The organism is Mycobacterium sp. PS03-16 (genome assembly GCF_004570325.1).
In the GTDB taxonomy this organism is placed as follows: domain Bacteria; phylum Actinomycetota; class Actinomycetes; order Mycobacteriales; family Mycobacteriaceae; genus Mycobacterium.
The window spans coordinates 86,924-102,002 of sequence record NZ_SPQO01000001.1; the positions used below are offsets into that span (position 1 = coordinate 86,924).

At 69.5% G+C, this 15,079-nt stretch carries 16 protein-coding genes; 7 read left to right on the forward strand and 9 right to left on the reverse strand.

Annotation, left to right across the window (positions count from 1 at the left end):
- Positions 1–4: 4 nt before the first annotated feature.
- Both E4P42_RS00525 and E4P42_RS00530 read right to left on the reverse strand, forming a co-directional pair.
- Positions 5–880: an SDR family oxidoreductase gene (locus tag E4P42_RS00525; RefSeq protein ID WP_135122400.1), complete on the reverse strand. Its 876-nt coding sequence runs from the start codon at positions 878–880 to the stop codon at positions 5–7.
- Entirely contained in the window at positions 849–1,394 is a 546-nt protein-coding gene (locus E4P42_RS00530) for a DUF1772 domain-containing protein (protein WP_135122401.1), read from the reverse strand. The genes E4P42_RS00525 and E4P42_RS00530 overlap by 32 nt, the downstream gene beginning before the upstream one ends.
- 187 nt (positions 1,395–1,581) lie before the next feature.
- Between E4P42_RS00530 and E4P42_RS27275 the strand changes: the two genes are divergently transcribed.
- The 4 genes from E4P42_RS27275 (at position 1,582) to E4P42_RS00550 (ending at position 4,987) form a co-directional block, all read left to right on the forward strand.
- Entirely contained in the window at positions 1,582–2,730 is a 1,149-nt protein-coding gene (locus E4P42_RS27275) for a sensor histidine kinase (protein WP_245233824.1), read from the forward strand.
- Positions 2,727–3,386, forward strand: a complete 660-nt coding sequence (locus tag E4P42_RS00540; RefSeq protein WP_256371137.1) for a response regulator transcription factor — start codon at positions 2,727–2,729, stop codon at positions 3,384–3,386. Before E4P42_RS27275 ends, E4P42_RS00540 begins: the two co-directional genes overlap by 4 nt.
- A gap of 8 nt (positions 3,387–3,394) precedes the next feature.
- Positions 3,395–4,015, forward strand: a complete 621-nt coding sequence (locus E4P42_RS00545; RefSeq protein ID WP_135122404.1) for a TetR/AcrR family transcriptional regulator — start codon at positions 3,395–3,397, stop codon at positions 4,013–4,015.
- Positions 4,016–4,087: 72 nt separating this feature from the next.
- The gene (locus E4P42_RS00550; RefSeq protein WP_135122405.1) at positions 4,088–4,987 is read left to right on the forward strand and encodes an oxygenase MpaB family protein; all 900 of its coding nucleotides are present in this window, start codon (positions 4,088–4,090) and stop codon (positions 4,985–4,987) included.
- A 54-nt stretch (positions 4,988–5,041) separates the two neighbouring features.
- On the opposite strand, the gene E4P42_RS00555 is transcribed toward E4P42_RS00550, so the two are convergent.
- Genes E4P42_RS00555 through fadD8 form a run of 5 tightly spaced genes read right to left on the reverse strand, consistent with a single transcriptional unit; the run spans position 5,042 to position 10,020 of the window.
- A complete protein-coding gene (locus tag E4P42_RS00555; protein WP_135122406.1) occupies positions 5,042–5,953 on the reverse strand; it encodes a 1,4-dihydroxy-2-naphthoyl-CoA synthase in 912 nt (303 codons plus the stop codon).
- Positions 5,954–5,957: 4 nt separating this feature from the next.
- On the reverse strand, positions 5,958–6,416 hold the full coding sequence (locus E4P42_RS00560; protein ID WP_135122407.1) for a nitroreductase family deazaflavin-dependent oxidoreductase: 459 nt from the start codon (positions 6,414–6,416) through the stop codon (positions 5,958–5,960).
- An 11-nt stretch (positions 6,417–6,427) separates the two neighbouring features.
- Positions 6,428–7,120, reverse strand: coding sequence for an HAD family hydrolase (locus tag E4P42_RS00565; RefSeq protein ID WP_135122408.1), 693 nt, complete (start codon positions 7,118–7,120; stop codon positions 6,428–6,430).
- A gap of 9 nt (positions 7,121–7,129) precedes the next feature.
- Entirely contained in the window at positions 7,130–8,392 is a 1,263-nt protein-coding gene (locus tag E4P42_RS00570; protein WP_135122409.1) for an RNA polymerase sigma factor, read from the reverse strand.
- 17 nt (positions 8,393–8,409) lie between these two features.
- A complete protein-coding gene (gene fadD8, locus E4P42_RS00575; protein WP_135122410.1) occupies positions 8,410–10,020 on the reverse strand; it encodes a fatty-acid--CoA ligase FadD8 in 1,611 nt (536 codons plus the stop codon).
- A 68-nt stretch (positions 10,021–10,088) separates the two neighbouring features.
- On the opposite strand from fadD8, the gene E4P42_RS00580 reads away from it, so the two are divergent.
- On the forward strand, positions 10,089–10,334 hold the full coding sequence (locus E4P42_RS00580; RefSeq protein ID WP_135122411.1) for a DUF3253 domain-containing protein: 246 nt from the start codon (positions 10,089–10,091) through the stop codon (positions 10,332–10,334).
- A 6-nt stretch (positions 10,335–10,340) separates the two neighbouring features.
- On the opposite strand, the gene E4P42_RS00585 is transcribed toward E4P42_RS00580, so the two are convergent.
- Positions 10,341–10,802, reverse strand: coding sequence for a YciI family protein (locus E4P42_RS00585; protein WP_135122412.1), 462 nt, complete (start codon positions 10,800–10,802; stop codon positions 10,341–10,343).
- 157 nt (positions 10,803–10,959) lie between these two features.
- Here E4P42_RS00585 and E4P42_RS00590 point away from each other — a divergent pair, with 157 nt between their 5' ends.
- Positions 10,960–12,570 (forward strand): amidohydrolase, encoded by a 1,611-nt coding sequence (locus E4P42_RS00590; RefSeq protein WP_135122413.1) that lies wholly within the window; start codon positions 10,960–10,962, stop codon positions 12,568–12,570.
- 44 nt (positions 12,571–12,614) lie between these two features.
- Complete coding sequence (locus E4P42_RS00595) at positions 12,615–14,186, forward strand: long-chain-fatty-acid--CoA ligase (protein WP_135122414.1); 1,572 nt, start codon at positions 12,615–12,617, stop codon at positions 14,184–14,186.
- Here the strand turns inward: E4P42_RS00595 and E4P42_RS00600 are convergent.
- The gene (locus E4P42_RS00600; RefSeq protein ID WP_245233825.1) at positions 14,183–15,052 is read right to left on the reverse strand and encodes a potassium channel family protein; all 870 of its coding nucleotides are present in this window, start codon (positions 15,050–15,052) and stop codon (positions 14,183–14,185) included. The two genes, E4P42_RS00595 and E4P42_RS00600, sit on opposite strands and share 4 nt — an antisense overlap.
- Between the last annotated feature and the right edge of the window lie 27 nt (positions 15,053–15,079).

A 15,079-nucleotide genomic window follows, 5' to 3' on the forward strand; every position in this document is an offset into this window, starting at 1 on the left:
CAGCTCAGCCGCGGGGCTGCACCCGCTGACGCTTCATCACCGCGTTGACCCAGCTCGGAGCCAGTGAGTCGACGGCCCGCGCGGTCACCGCCATGCGGGGTGCGATGCGCACCGGCCGGTTCCGGGCCGCCTCGACCATCCAGTCCGCGGCCTCCTCGGCGCTCAGCGCGGGCAGCCCGTCGTACGCGCGGGTCGGCGCGATCATCGGGGTCTTCACCAGCGGGTAGTACAGCGTGGTCGAGTGCACGCCCTTGGCGGCCCACTCCGTCTCGATGACGCGACTGACCGCCGACAGCGCCGCCTTGGATGCGTTGTAGACCGCGAACAGCGGGGACGCCTCGCTGAACACACCCCACGTCGCGACGTTGATGATGTGGCCGTCGCCGCGTTCGATCATGCCCGGCGCCAGCGCCCGGATCAGCCGCAGCGGCGAGTAGTAGTTGAGCGTCATGGTGCGCTCGACGTCGTGCCAGCGGTCCAGTGAATCGGCCAGTGGACGGCGGATCGACTTGCCGGCGTTGTTGATCAGGATGTCGACCCCGCCGAGCTGCTCCTCCACCTCGGCGGCCAGCGCGTCGAGGGCGTCGAGGTCCGACAGGTCGCAGTCGCGGGCAAGCGCGTGCCCGCCGTCGTCGGTGATCCCGGCGACCAGCTCGTCGAGCAGCTCGCGACGCCGCGCGACCGCGACGACGGTGGCGCCGCGACGGGCGAGCTTCTGCGCGGCGGCGGCGCCGATGCCCGACGACGCACCGGTCAACAGGATGCGCTTGCCGGTCAGATCGATCCCGGAGCGCTGCTGCAGCAGGCTCTCGGTCAGCGGGGGCCGCATGCTGGTCAGCAGCAGGCTTTCAGACAGTCGGCGCAACGGGTTCTTGCTCACCGGTGGAGTCTAGGCGCGCCGCCTGCACGGCCTCGCGATGCATGCGCAGCATGGCGACGAAGGCGAGCACGGCCGTCAGCGCCCCTGTGATGACCCGGACCCAGTGCCCGTTCTGGAACTCGGTGGCGACCTGCTGCAGGTAGGCCGCACTGTGCACCGCGGCGCCCTCGGTGAACATGATCGCGTTGCGCGGCCAGAACCAGTACGCCGAGAACAGGAACTGGCCGAACACCAGCGCGCCGGTCGCCGCGATCACCCACCACCGCACCGCAGGCCGCCGCAGCGTGGCGAGGACCGCGACGATCGCTGTGAGGATCGACGCCGCTCCGATCGGGGGCAGCACGTCATTCGGGGACGTGGCCGCCATGAAGGCCAGCGCCGTCTCCAGCGATGCCGGCACGTCGGCGAAGATGTTCGGGTACAGCAATAGCGTCTCGGACGCCAGCGTCCCGAACGCGAAGGTGGCGACGGCGGCGAAGGCGATGGTCGCCGCGACGGCCGGACGTGTGCCCACGGGGTCTCCTCGAGTCGAACGGACTGATGCGGTGCAACGCTATTGGCGCCCGAGTCGGCCGTCATCGAACGGAACGCGACATCTTCGTACGCATCTCGACGCACCGTGCGGGCACGTGCCTACGTCAGATGTCGCGATCTCGCCTTTCCGGCTGCCGTCGGAACGCCGACGCTCCTACCCTGTGGATGTGGACCGCCGGCGCGCCAGACAGTTCGGCGTCGACGCTGCCGTCGCGCTGCTCGTCTTCTGCACGCTCGCGGCGGCGATCACCGCGCGCCTGGATGACAGTGCAGCCGAACCGGGTTGGCCGGCATACGCGCTGGCGCTGGTGTTCGCGGCGCTGACCCTGCCGCGCAGGCGTTATCCCGTTGTCGCGCTGTTGGTCTCGGTATTCTTGGTGATCAACTATCACGCGTTGGGCCAGCCCGCGCTGCCGTTGGCGTTGCCGGTCGTCGTGGTGCTGTACTCGGCCGCCGAACGCGGTCACCTGCGCTGGGCGGTCGGATGCGCGGTGGCGCTGACGGCTGTATCAGCCGTCGCGCGGGTGGCGGAGGGGGACAGCGTCGCGTGGCTGTTCGGCTACGACCTCCTGTCGCAAGCCGGGATGATGGCGGCGACGGTCGCGCTGGGTGATGCCGTCCGATCCCGCCGCGGCTGGCGGGAACAGTTGCGCCGTCAGGCGGCGACGGCAGCCGAGGAGCGCGAACACGAGGCGGTACGCCGGGTGGAACAGGAGCGGTTGCGGATCGCCCGCGAGCTGCACGACGCACTGGCCCACGCGCTGACCGCGATCACCCTGCACAGCGAGGTCGCCCGGGAGACGCTCGGTGACGAGGAGCCCGACGTGGTGTCCGCCCGGCGTGCGGTGGCGGCGGTGCGCGAGATCGCCGGCGGCGCGTTGCGCGAGCTGCGCGCGACGGTCGGTTCGCTGCGCGCCGCCGAGAATCCGTCGCCGGGACTCGACCGGCTCGACGAGTTGGCCGACACCGCCGCGGCCGGCGGTGTCCACGTCGAGCTGGCCTACGACGAGGGTCGCTGGGAGATTCCCGCGGTGGTGGCGTCCACGGCGTATCGGATCGTCCAGGAGGCGCTGACCAACGTCGTGCGTCATGCCCAGGCGTCCACCGCCCGCGTCGAGGTGCGCCGTCAGCCGGGCGTGTTGTCGGTGAGCATCAGTGATGACGGCCGAGGATGCGTTGCGCCGCAGGGTGTACCGGGGTTCGGACTGGCCGGTATGCGGGAGCGGGCCGAACTGCTCGGCGGGCGGGTGGACGCCGGACCGACCGAGCGCGGCTGGGTGGTGCAGGCGGTGCTGCCGGTCGGGGGACCGCGGTGATCCGGGTGGTGCTGGTCGACGACCAGGAACTCGTGCGGGCCGGTCTGCGCATGCTGCTCGAACGCTCCGACGACCTGTGCGTCGCCGGTGAGGCGGCCGACGGCGAGGCCGCGCTGGCCACGGTGCGTCGCGAACGTCCCGACGTGGTCCTGATGGACATCCGGATGCCGGGGATGGACGGTGTCGACGCGACGCGACGGATCGTCACCGACCCGCAGCTGGCCGATGTGCACGTCATCGTGCTGACGACGTTCGACACCGACGAGCACGTGTTCGACGCGGTGCGCGCGGGTGCCGCGGGGTTCCTGTTGAAGGACACCTCGCCCGACGACTTGCGCCGCGCGGTGCGGGTCGTCGCGGCCGGTGATGCGATGCTCTCACCCGCGGTCACCCGGCGGGTGATGAGCAGTGCCGTCGCGGCCCGAGCCGTCGTCGACGCCGAACGGTTGGCGGGTCTGACCGAACGCGAGCGCGAAGTGCTCGCCGAGGTGGGCCGGGGCTGTTCGAATCAGGAGATCGGGGAGCGGCTGTTCATCAGCCCCGCCACCGCGCGGACCCACATCGGCCGCCTGCTCACCAAGTTGGACGCCCGGGACCGGGCGCAACTGGTGGTGATCGCCTACGAGACGGGTCTGGTCGTGCCCGGGTCCCTATAGTCGTGACCATGGCGCTCGCCGAGGCCGTCGAGGCCCTGCTCGCGGGCGGCACCGTCACCGGTGACGCCACCGACGAACGCATCCTGCAGACCGCCGTCGAACAGTTCACCCGATTCGGCATCCAGCGCACCAACGCCGACGACATCGCCAAGGCGGCGAGGGTCAACCGCACCACGCTGTACCGCCGGATCGGCACCAAGGAACAGCTGGTCATCGCCGCCATGGCCTACGAAGTCAACCGGATGCGCGCCGACGTGATCCGCGAATCCGAGCGCATCGACGACAGCGTCGAACGGCTGCTGCACGGGTTCGTCGCCACGCTGCAGGCGCTGCGCGCCAACCGGTGGATCCAGCAGTTGATCCGCGACGGTGAGCTGGAATTCCTCCTCGACGAGCCCAACACGCTGTTCCGCGTCGGGGTGACGATGGTCGCTGAGCGAATCACGCAGTGCTGGAGCGACATCGGCCATCGCAGTGAGGCCGACGCCGAGGTGATCGCCGCGATACTGGTACGGCTGAGCCAGTCGCTGGTCGTGATGCCCGACGCCCCGCCGGTGCTGTCCACCCCGGCGCAGATGCGGGACTTCGCCGACACGTACGTCCGGGCGCTGATCTTCGCCACCGGTTGACCACCCGCCTTGGAACAGTGCAACATGATCAGGTGCAATGATGCACAGGTCACTTGTCGGGAGGGTGCTGTCATGACGCAGGCCGCGGTGTTGGAACCTCAGGTCGAACTGATCGAGCCGGACTCGCTGTTGGGGTGGATGGCCGGGCAGTGGACGTACCTGCCGATGAACGGGGCGGCATTCATGATGCAGGGCATGCACCCGGTGATCGGCGACGTCACCCAGAAGTATTCGGTCGCCCTCACCGATCCGGGGGGCCGCGCCATCCGCTCGCTGGATTCGGTGCAGCAGTGGATCTTCGGTGGGCGGGCCGCCATCGAGGAGGGCAACCGGTTACGCCGGCTGCACCAGCCGCTGCAGATGCGCAACGCCGAGGGCAGACACATCAGCGCGCTGAATCCCGAGGCGTACGCCTGGGTGATCGCGACCGCCTATGTGACCACCGCGGCCGCCGCACCGCTGCTGCTCGGCCGCCCGTTCACCGAGGACGAGCTCGACGCGCTGTTCCGCGACACGGTGCGGGTGGCCAAGATCGTCCAGGTCCCGATGAGCCACTTCCCGCAGTCGCGGGAGGAATACGACGTCTACTTCAAGAAGATGGTCGCCGAGACGCTCGTCGCGCACCCGTACATCATGGAGATCATCGGCGAGATGAAGCGCGGCCAGCTGCCGCCCTCGCTGCCCGCGCCCGTGCGCTGGGCGCTGCGCAAGGTGTTGCGGCCGGTGTTCGACGCCACGTACCTGACCACCATCGGCGTCATGGAGCCCGAGGTCCGCGACATCCTCGGCATCGAGTGGACCGACCGCGACCAGCGCAGGCTGGAGAACATCTGGCGGGTCATCCGCGTCGCGTACCGCGTTCTGCCGGAGCGGATCACCTACACCCCGCTGGCCTACCACGCGCGCAGGCACCACGCGGTCATCCAGAAGATGCGCCGCCGCGAACTGAAGTCGTTCGTCGACCCGCACTGAGCGATTTCGGTGTAGTCGGTCGCGCTGGGCGCGACCAACTACACCGAACCCTCGTCAGAAGTAGCGCGGGAAGCCCGACCAGTCCGGGTCGCGCTTCTGCAGGAACGCGTCGCGGCCCTCGACGGCTTCGTCGGTCATGTATGCCAATCGCGTTGCCTCACCGGCGAACACCTGCTGACCCACCAGCCCGTCGTCGATGAGGTTGAACGCGAACTTCAGCATCCGGATCGCCTGGGGCGACTTGCCGTTGATCTCGGCCGCCCACTGCAGCGCCTCGGATTCCAGGTCGGCGTGGTCGACGACGGCGTTCACCGCGCCCATCGCGTGCATCTGCTCGGCGTCGTAGGCGCGGCCGAGGAAGAAGATCTCCCGGGAGAACTTCTGCCCCACCTGGCGGGCGAGGTAGGCGCTGCCGAACCCGCCGTCGAAGCTGCCGACATCGGCGTCGGTCTGCTTGAACCGGGCGTACTGGCGGCTGGCCAGCGTCAGGTCGCAGGTGACGTGCAACGAATGTCCTCCGCCGGCGGCCCACCCGTTGACCAGGCAGATCACCACCTTCGGCATGAACCGGATCAGCCGCTGCACCTCGAGGATGTGCAGGCGCCCGGCGCGGGCCGCGTCCACGGTCTCGGCGGTCTCCCCGGAGGCGTACTGGTAGCCGGTGCGCCCGCGGATGCGCTGATCGCCACCCGAGCAGAACGCCCAGCCGCCGTCCTTGGGGCTCGGGCCGTTGCCGGTCAGCAGGATGACGCCGACGTCGGGGGACATGCGGGCGTGGTCGAGCACGCGGTAGAGCTCGTCGACCGTGTGCGGCCGGAACGCGTTGCGCACCTCGGGCCGGTCGAACGCGACGCGCACCGTCGGCTGCGGCGTGCCGTCGACGACGTGGCGGTGGTAGGTGATGTCGGTCAGATCGAACCCGGGCACCGGCTGCCAGGCCGACGGGTCGAACGGGTTGTCGCTCATGGCGTCACACGGTAACGGGGTCGAACCGGAACACCGCGAGTCGCCCTGCCAGGGCCTCGAACTCGTCGGGGTTCGGCCCGGTGACCAGCCCGGCGTTCTTGACGAAGCTGACGCCGGTGGGCACCAGGATCGGGAATTGCCGCAGCAGCGGCCGGGCCTCCTCGGGCGACATCTCCACCATCCGCACCCGTTCGGTGCGCCGGCCCGTGCGCACCTCCGCCACCCCGGCCGCCCTGGCGTTCGCGGGCCAGTCCGACCCCGGCAGCCCGGCCACCACGTAGCGGCGGCCGTCGACGGTCATCGGCGTGATCGGCGTCGACCGCGGCTTACCGGTCTTGCGGCCCGCGACCGTGAGCACCACGGGGCCGTTGCCGCCGAAGCCGAATCCCAGCTTGTTGACGGCGATCATCACCTTGTTGACGTACTTGAGCCACCACGGCGGCCGGATCCGCTGTTCGGGCACGGTGCTCCTCCTCAGACGTCGATGCCGATGGTGGCCAGCGCGTCCCGCAGACCGCTGTGGCGCTCCGCGGTGGGCAGCGGATCCACCAGCAGGAACGCGCACCCCAGTGCCCGCGCCCCGCCGTCGGCCTCGTCGCTGTCGCCGACCATGACCGCGTCCTCGGCGGCCACGCCGAGCCGGTCCAGCGCGGCGGTGAAGATCCGCGGATCCGGTTTGGTGGCACCGACTTCGAACGACAGCACGAACTCGTCGACGTCGCGGTCCGCGCCGATCGCCGCGAAGGCCGGCCGCACGTCGAACGCGATGTTGGACACCACCGCGGTTCTGATGCCTTGCGCCCGCAGGCCGGCCAGCACCTCACCGGTGTCGGGGTAGGGCGTCCAGCAGGACGGGTCGATGGCCCGCTGGTAGAGCGATTCGGCGTGGTGATCGGCCAGCCCGGATTCGCGCAGCACGTGCAGGTAGGCCTCCCGGTGCAGCGCCGGTTCCAGGTCGCGGTTGGTCCAGGCGTGGTGCGCTTCGGGAGTCATCTCGACCGTCGTCCCGGTGGGTTGCGTCAGGCGGCGCATCAGCTCCGCCTGCACATGGCCGTCCACCGCCTGCGAGTCCACCCGGATGTCGGAGAACCAGCCTTCGTTCTCTTCGAGGCGGAACAGGGTTCCGGAGAAGTCGAAGAGCGCCGCGCGCACCGTCACCTCCGCCATGGTGCCACGTCACCGCTGCCGCATGCGACGGGCTTTCCCGGTCAGCACCTCGCGTTCGCGCTCGTTGTCGGCCAGCGCCGCGGCGCGCTCGAATTCGGCCGCCGCGTCGGCGGTGCGCTTCAGCCGGGCCAGCAGCTCGCCGCGCACGCTGGGCAGCAGGTAGGACCCGTCGAGCCCGGTCAGCGCATCGACGATCGGCAGCGCGGCGGCCGGTCCGTCGGCCATCGCGACGGCGACCGCGCGGTTGAGCTCGACCACCGGCGACGGCGCCACCTGCAGCAGCCCGTCGTAGAGCAGCACGATGCGCGGCCAGTCGGTCTCGGCGGCCGACGGTGCGGTGGCGTGGCATTCGGCGAGCGCGGCCTGCAGTGCGTATGGGCCCCAGCCGGTGCCGCGCCGGTCGATCGCCGCCGCCGCGCGCTGCAGCGCGGCGACGCCCCGGCCGATCTGGGCGCGTTCCCATTTCGCACGGTCCTGGTCCTCGAGCAGGATCGGGCTGCCGTCGGGGGCGGTGCGCGCGGCGAAGCGCGACGCCTGCAGTTCCATCAGCGCGACCAATCCGTGCACCTCGGGTTCGTCCGGAGTCAGCGCCGCGAGGATACGACCCAGCCGCAGCGCCTCACTGCACAGTTCGTCACGGATCCAGCGCTGCCCGGACGACGCCGAGTAACCCTCGTTGAAGATGAGGTAGATGACGCTGAGCACGGCCGACAGCCGGGCGGGGTACTCCTCGCGCGGCGGCACCTCGAACGGCACGTGCGCGGCGGCGAGCATCTTCTTGGCGCGGACGATGCGTTGTGCCACAGTGGCTTTCGAGGTGATGAAGGCGCGGGCGATCTCGTCGGTGGTCAGGCCGCCGACGATGCGCAGCGTGAGCGCGATCTGGTTCTCCCGCGAGAGCACCGGGTGGGTGGCGGTGAAGATCAGCCGCAGCACGTCGTCGTCGATGCGGTCCGGGTCCCAGGCCGGTTCGTCGAGATGGGTTTCGAGGTCGCGGGCCATCTCGGCGTATTTGGCGTCGAGGGTGTCGCGGCGGCGCCAGATGTCGATGGCCTTGCGTTTGGCCACCGTGGTGAGCCAGGCGCCGGGGTTGCGCGGTACGCCGGTGGACGGCCACTGCGTGAGCGCATCGACCAGCGCGTCGGCCGCGAGGTCCTCGGCCATGCCGACGTCGCCGACCGTGCGGGTCAGCGTCGCGACGATTCTGGCGGCCTCCATCCGCCACACCGCGTCGACGGTCTCGGTGATGTCGGAGCCGGGCACGCGGCCCATTCTGCTCACGCCAAGGCTCAGCCGACCGCGCGGGCCGCACCCTCCCAGAACCGCGCCCGCACGGCCTTCTTGTCCGGCTTGCCGAGCCCGGTCAGCGGCAGCGCGTCGACCACCTCGACGTGCTTGGGGGTGTGCACCGAACCCTTGCGCTCCTTGACCGCGGCCTGGATCTCGGCGGTCATCGCCGCGACCGCCGACTCGTCGCGGCCGGCGCCGTCGCGCAGCACCACCACCGCGGTCACCGCCTCACCCCACTTCTCATCCGGCGCGCCCACCACACACACCTGGGCGATGGCCGGGTGTTCGGCGATCACGTCCTCCACCTCACGCGGGAAGACGTTGAAGCCGCCGGTGACGATCATGTCCTTGACCCGATCGACGATGAACCAGAAGCCGTCCTCGTCCTCGCGGGCCATGTCGCCGGTGTGCAGCCAGCCGTCCTTGAACGTTTCCGCGGTGGCCTCGGGCAGTCCCCAGTAGCCACCGGCGAGTAGCGGTCCGCTGACACAGATCTCGCCGGCCTCCCCCCGGGCGACCGGCTGACCGTCCTCGCCGAGCAGCGCGGTGCGCGCGAACAGCGTCGGACGCCCGCACGACGATAGCCGCTTGTCGTCGTGGTCGGCCTTGGACAGATACGAGATCGCCATCGGCGCCTCGGACTGCCCGTAATTCTGGGCGAAGATCTTGCCGAAGCGCTCGATCGCCTCGGCCAGCCGCACCGGGTTGATCGCCGAGGCGCCGTAGTAGACGGTCTCCAACGACGACAGGTCGCGGGTGCGCGAATCCGGGTGGTCCATCAGCGCGTACAGCATCGACGGCACGACGAACGTCGCGGTGATGCGCTGCTCCTCGATGGTGCGCAGCACCTCGGCGGGGTCGAACTTGCTCATCACGTACATCTGCCCGCCCTTGATCACCGTCGGCAGGAAGTACGCGGCGCCGGCGTGCGACAGCGGCGTGATCATGAGGAACTTCGGGTTCTCCGGCCAGTCCCACTCGGCGAGCTGGATCTGGGTCATCGTGGTGGTGGCCTGGCTGGTCATGATGACGCCCTTGGGCTTTCCGGTGGTGCCACCGGTGTAGGTGAGCCCGGTGATGTGGTCGGGCGCCAGATCGGCGGCGACCAGCGGCTGCGGGTCGTACTTGGCCGCCTCGGCGTTGAGGTCGACGACTCTGGCGCCCGATTCGGCGAGCTCCGGCGGGACGGGACCGATGGTGAGGATCTGCTCGAGCGACTCCACCTTCGCCAGCAGCCCCAGTGCCCGCTCCGTGAACATCGGGTTGGGGTCGATGATCAGCGATGTGACGCCGGCGTCGCTCAGCACGTAGGCGTGATCGTCGAGCGAACCGAGAGGGTGTAGTGCCGTGCGCCGGTAACCCTGCGTCTGCCCGGCGCCGACGATCATCAGCACCTCGGGGCGGTTGAGCGAGAGCAGGCCGACGGCGGCGCCGGTGCCCGCACCGACCGCCTCGAACGCCTGAATGTACTGGCTGATGCGGTCGGCGAGCTGTCCGCCGGTCAGCGTGGTGTCGCCGAGGAACAGCAGCGGCTTGTCGCGGTGGCGCTTGAGCGCGCCGGCGAGCAGGTGTCCGGAGTGGATGGGATGGCGCAGCAGCTCGTCACTCATAGGGCACAGACTAGAACGTGTTCCACTTTTCTAGCCAGACCCCGGTCGCTTCGTCTTCACTGGATGTGGTGACCGAGCAACGTCTGCGCACCGCGATCCTCGAGATGGCCCGGGATCGAGGCCCGGAGAAGTCCATCTGCCCGTCCGATGCGGCGCGCGCCGTGGGCGGGGACGGTTGGCGGGACCTGATGGATCAGGCGCGCGACGTCGCGCGGCAACTGGCCCGCGACGGCGAGGTCGAGATCACCCAGCGCGGCGAACGTCTCGACCCCGACGCGACCTGGCGCGGACCCATCCGGATCCGCGCCAGGTAGCCGCGGTCATGATCGGCCGGCAGCCTTACGGGCCTGCGCCGCGATCTTCTCGGCGAGATCGGCCTTCCACTGGATTTCCTTCTGGATCCACGGGTTGTCCGTCGGGAACTCCTCGGTCTCGGACACCCGCCGCACCTCGAGCTTGACGCCCTGACCCAGCGGCACCTTCTGCGCCCACTGCTTGGCCTCCTCCTTCGAGGACACGTCGAGGATCCAGAAGCCGTTGAACAGTTCCTTGGCCTCGGTGTACGGCCCGTCGGTCACCACGGGCGGGTCGGAGTTGAAGTCCACGACGAACCCTTCCTCGGGGCCGGTCAGGCCTTCACCGGCCAGCAGCACACCGGCCTTGACCAGTTCCTCGTTGAAGCGGCCCATCTGCTCGATGATCTGGTCGAAGTCGATCTCCTGCTCGGCCATCGCGGCTTCGGCCTCGGGGGTGGACCGCATGATCAGCATGTAACGCGCCATTGTTCCGTCTCCTTCTGTCGGTGGTGAAGGGGCCCGTCCATCGTGCCCTCGTCATGACGTCGAACGGCACCCCGCAGAAATCGACACGGTCGCGAACTTTTTCTGAAGTTCCTCGTCGGTCACCGGAAACCGCAGGTCATATGGCTAGCATCGGGCAATGCCCGCCGCCGATCTGGTGCTGACCGGAACCATCCTCACCGTGGACGAGACGTGCCCGACCGCCGAGGCCATCGCCGTGTCCGATGGGCGCATCGTCGCCGTCGGGGACCGGTCGGACGTCGCGCCGTGGATCGGTGACCGCACGGAGGTCGTCGACATCGGGGACGGCTGCGTCATGCCGGGACTGGTGGAGGCGCACGGTCATCCGCTGATGGAGGCCATTGTGCTCTCCGAGCGGATGGTCGACATCCGCCCCGTGGCGATGCCGTCGGCCGACGACGTGGTGGGCGCGGTCCACGCGGAGGTGGCCCGTCGCGGGCAGCAGGGTGCCTACCTCAACGGGTGGGATCCGCTGCTGCAGGACGGCCTTCCGCAGCCCACGCTGTCCTGGCTGGACGGCATCGCCCCCGACAGCCCGCTGGTCATCATCCACAACTCCGGGCACAAGGCGTTCTTCAACAGCGTCGCCGCACAGCGCACCGGACTGAGCCGCGACACCCCAGATCCCAAGGGCGCGCGGTTCGGCCGCGATGCGGACGGCAACCTGGACGGCACCGCCGAGGAGACCGGCGCGGTGTTCCCGCTGCTGGCCGGTGTGGTGCAACCCAGCGACTATCCGACGATGCTGCGGGCCGAATGCGGCCGCCTCAACCGCGTGGGGTTGACGACCTGTTCGGACATGGCGTTCGACCCGGTGTTCCGGCCGCTGCTCGACGGCCTGCACGACGATCTGACCGTGCGGCTGCGCACCTACGAGATCTCCAACCCGCGGATGGTCAGCACCGCCAGCCCGGGCGCGGGTGACGATGTGGTGCGCCAGGTCGGCATCAAGATCTGGGTCGACGGGTCGCCCTGGATCGGCAACATCGACCTGACGTTCCCGTATCTGGACACCGCGGCCACGCGCACCATCGGCGTCGTGCCCGGCTCCTGCGGCCACGCCAATTACACGCGCGAACAGCTCAGCGAGATCGTCTTCGCCTACTTCCCGCTCGGCTGGCCCATGGCGTGCCACGTGCAGGGCGACGCCGGCGTGGACACCATCCTCGACGTCTACTCCGAGGTGCTGCGGGCGCACCCGCGTCCCGATCATCGGCTGCGGCTCGAACACGTCGGCGCCATCACCGACGCGCAGTTGCGGCGCGCGCACGAACTCGGCGTCACCTGCAGCATCTTCGTCGATCAGATCCACTACTGGGGCGACGTCATCGTCGACGGTCTGTTCGGTCCCGAGCGCGGAAACCGTTGGATGCCCTGCGGTTCGGCGGTCGCCACCGGGATGCGCATCTCGCTGCACAACGATCCACCGGTCACCCCTGAGGAGCCGCTGCGCAATATCAGCGTCGCGGTGACACGCACGGCGCCGAGCGGACGGGTGCTGGGGCCGGAGGAGCGGATCACCGTCGACCAGGCGATCCGGGCGCAGACCATCGACGCGGCCTGGCAGTTGTTCTCCGACGACGTGATCGGCTCGTTGGAGGTCGGGAAGTACGCCGACATGGTCGTGCTCTCCGCGGATCCGCGGGCGGTGCCGCCCGAGGAGATCGCGGCGCTGGACGTCGAGGCGACCTATCTGGCCGGGCGCCGCGTGTACGCACGGATCGATTGACCAAAGCGACTTGACAACAGGCGTTGTCATGGCACGCTCATGGCATGGCGGAGCTGCCCGAACCCCGATTCCTCGACGAACGCCTCGCGCATTGGGCGCAGGCCACGCCCGACGGTGAGGCCGTCTCGTATCTCGACCGGGCATGGACGTGGGCGCAATGGAACGACCGGGTCCGCCGACTGGCCGGAGCGCTGAGGGAGTCGGGGGTGCGCCGCGGTGACGCGGTGGCGTTCCTCGACAAGAACCACCCGGCGTGTGTCGAACTCACCCTGGCCGCGGCGTCGATCGGCGCCGCCAACGCCGTCATCAACTTCCGGCTGGCCGGCGACGAACTCGACTACGTGCTCAACGACAGTGGCGCCAAGGTGCTCATCGTCGGCAGCGAACTGCGCCCGAGCATCGACCGCATCCGCGACCGGCTCACCCATCTCGAGCGGGTGGTCGAGGTGACCCCGGACGGCGCCGACGGTGACGAGTACGAAGCACTGCTCGCCGGTGCCGCACCGGCCGCCGAGCGCGGCGACGACGTCACGCCCGACGACGTCTGCCTGATCATGTACTCCTCGGGCACCACCGGCCGGCCCAAGGGCGTCGAGATCATGCAGTCCAACCTCATCGCGCACACGGTCAACGCCCACGACGGCTGGGGCTTCGACGAGGGCGACAAGAACATGGTGTCGATGCCGATGTTCCACGTCGGCGGGTCGTCGTACGTGCAGTTCGGCATCAACGACGGGGTGCCCAGCGTGATGACCCGCGAGGTGGACGGCGCCTCGCTGGCCGACGCGATCCTCAAGGGCGCCAACCGGACCTTCCTGGTCCCGGCGGTGCTGGCCAAGGTGCTCGACACCGGGCCTGATGCGGTCAAGCTGTTCGGCGCACTCAAGACGTTCTGCTACGGCGCCTCCCCGATGCCGCTGCCGCTGCTGCGCGCGGCGCTCGAAGCGTGGCCGGACACCGATTTCATCCAGGTGTACGGGCTGACCGAGGTGTGCGGGGTGATCAGCCACCTGATGCCCGAGGCGCACCGCGACGCCGAACATCCCGAACGCCTGGTCAGCGCCGGCCGGCTGATCCCGAATGCCGAACTGCGCGTGGTCGACCCCGACACCGGTGACGAGGTCACCACCGGCCAGCAGGGCGAGTTGTGGTTCCGCACACCACAGTTGATGAAGGGCTACCACAACAAGCCGGAAGCCACCGCAGAGGCGGTCACCCCAGACGGGTGGTTCCGCACCGGGGACATCGGCCGCATCGACGAGGACGGCTTCATCTTCGTCGAGGACCGGCTCAAGGACATGATCATCTCCGGCGGCGAGAACGTGTACTCGATCGAGGTGGAGCGGGTCCTGGCCGAACATCCCGCGGTCGTCGAGGTCGCGGTCATCGGGGTGCCCGACGAGAAGTGGGGCGAGGCAGTGAAAGCCATTGTGTCACTCGAGGGCTCGGCGACCGAAGAGGAGCTCATCGCCTGGTGCCGGGAACGGCTGGCACGGTACAAGTGCCCGCGCACCGTTGACATCACCAGGGAGTTGCCGCGCAACCCGACGGGCAAGATCCTGAAGAAGGATCTGCGCAAGCCGTTCTGGGAGGGGCGCGACCGCGCGACGGTCTAGCCGCCGCCGTGACCGTGGTCGGCGGCGTAGGCCGCCACGAGGGCATCGGTGTCACCGTCCATGCGGAGGAATTCCTGACCGAGCAGTTCGGCCAGCCGCTCCACCGCGTCGTCGAGCACCGCCCCGGCCATCCGCGTCTGCGGATGCTCGCTCGCCCGGGCTTCGTCGGCGAGGTCGGTGGCGTAGTCCAGTGAGGCCGCCAGGGAACTGTCGGCCTCGACGTCGCGGAAGTAGTACGTCGCCCCGTACTGGGTGAAGTCGTTGCGGGCCTCGATCAGGCTGCTGCCCAACATCGTCAGCACGTCGACGGGAACATCGTCGATGGTGCCGCCTGCGGCGCGCCGGGCCGCGCGCAGGGTCGACAACTGCAAGGCGAGCACCCGGCGGCGATGCAGGGCCGGGTAGATCTGCAACACCCAGGACACGGCCGCGGTGAAGAGGACGAAGCCGAAGAGCCCCTCCAGCGGCACGAGGACCCGCAGCCACGGTGACTCGGGCATGATGTCGCCGAAACCCAGGGTCGCCAGCGTCACCAGCGACAGGTACAGCGAGTCGAGGACGTCGTTGCGGGTGGCGGGATCCAATTCGCTGCCGTACCGGAAGCCCTCCGGCATGTGGGCGAGGTAGATGAGCGTCCAGCCGGCCGTCGCCGTGGCGGCCCATGTGCCGATCACGGCCACGATGCCCAGCGGGCCGGTCAACGACGTACCCGGCCGGGTGCGTCGCCACCGCAGCGCCCGCCAGACCAACCGCATCACCCAGGGCGCGATGCTGCCGTGACCGACGGGATGGAACAGGGTGTGGAAAACGTCGCGCAGCACCACGATGGCCAGCGCGGCGCCGACGATGATGAGCACCCAGTCCACCGGGTCGTGCCTCCTCCGCAGTCGCCT

Bases quoted from the DNA above. Each gene is read 5' to 3' on its own strand.
- E4P42_RS00585 (WP_135122412.1), bottom strand. From the start codon at position 10,802: ATGGCGCGTTACATGCTGATCATGCGGTCCACCCCCGAGGCCGAAGCC.
- E4P42_RS00590 (WP_135122413.1), top strand. From the start codon at position 10,960: ATGCCCGCCGCCGATCTGGTGCTGACCGGAACCATCCTCACCGTGGAC.
- fadD8 (WP_135122410.1), bottom strand. From the start codon at position 10,020: ATGAGTGACGAGCTGCTGCGCCATCCCATCCACTCCGGACACCTGCTC.
- E4P42_RS00565 (WP_135122408.1), bottom strand. From the start codon at position 7,120: ATGGCGGAGGTGACGGTGCGCGCGGCGCTCTTCGACTTCTCCGGAACC.
- E4P42_RS00595 (WP_135122414.1), top strand. From the start codon at position 12,615: ATGGCGGAGCTGCCCGAACCCCGATTCCTCGACGAACGCCTCGCGCAT.
- E4P42_RS00555 (WP_135122406.1), bottom strand. From the start codon at position 5,953: ATGAGCGACAACCCGTTCGACCCGTCGGCCTGGCAGCCGGTGCCCGGG.
- E4P42_RS00550 (WP_135122405.1), top strand. From the start codon at position 4,088: ATGACGCAGGCCGCGGTGTTGGAACCTCAGGTCGAACTGATCGAGCCG.
- E4P42_RS00570 (WP_135122409.1), bottom strand. From the start codon at position 8,392: ATGGGCCGCGTGCCCGGCTCCGACATCACCGAGACCGTCGACGCGGTG.
- E4P42_RS00545 (WP_135122404.1), top strand. From the start codon at position 3,395: ATGGCGCTCGCCGAGGCCGTCGAGGCCCTGCTCGCGGGCGGCACCGTC.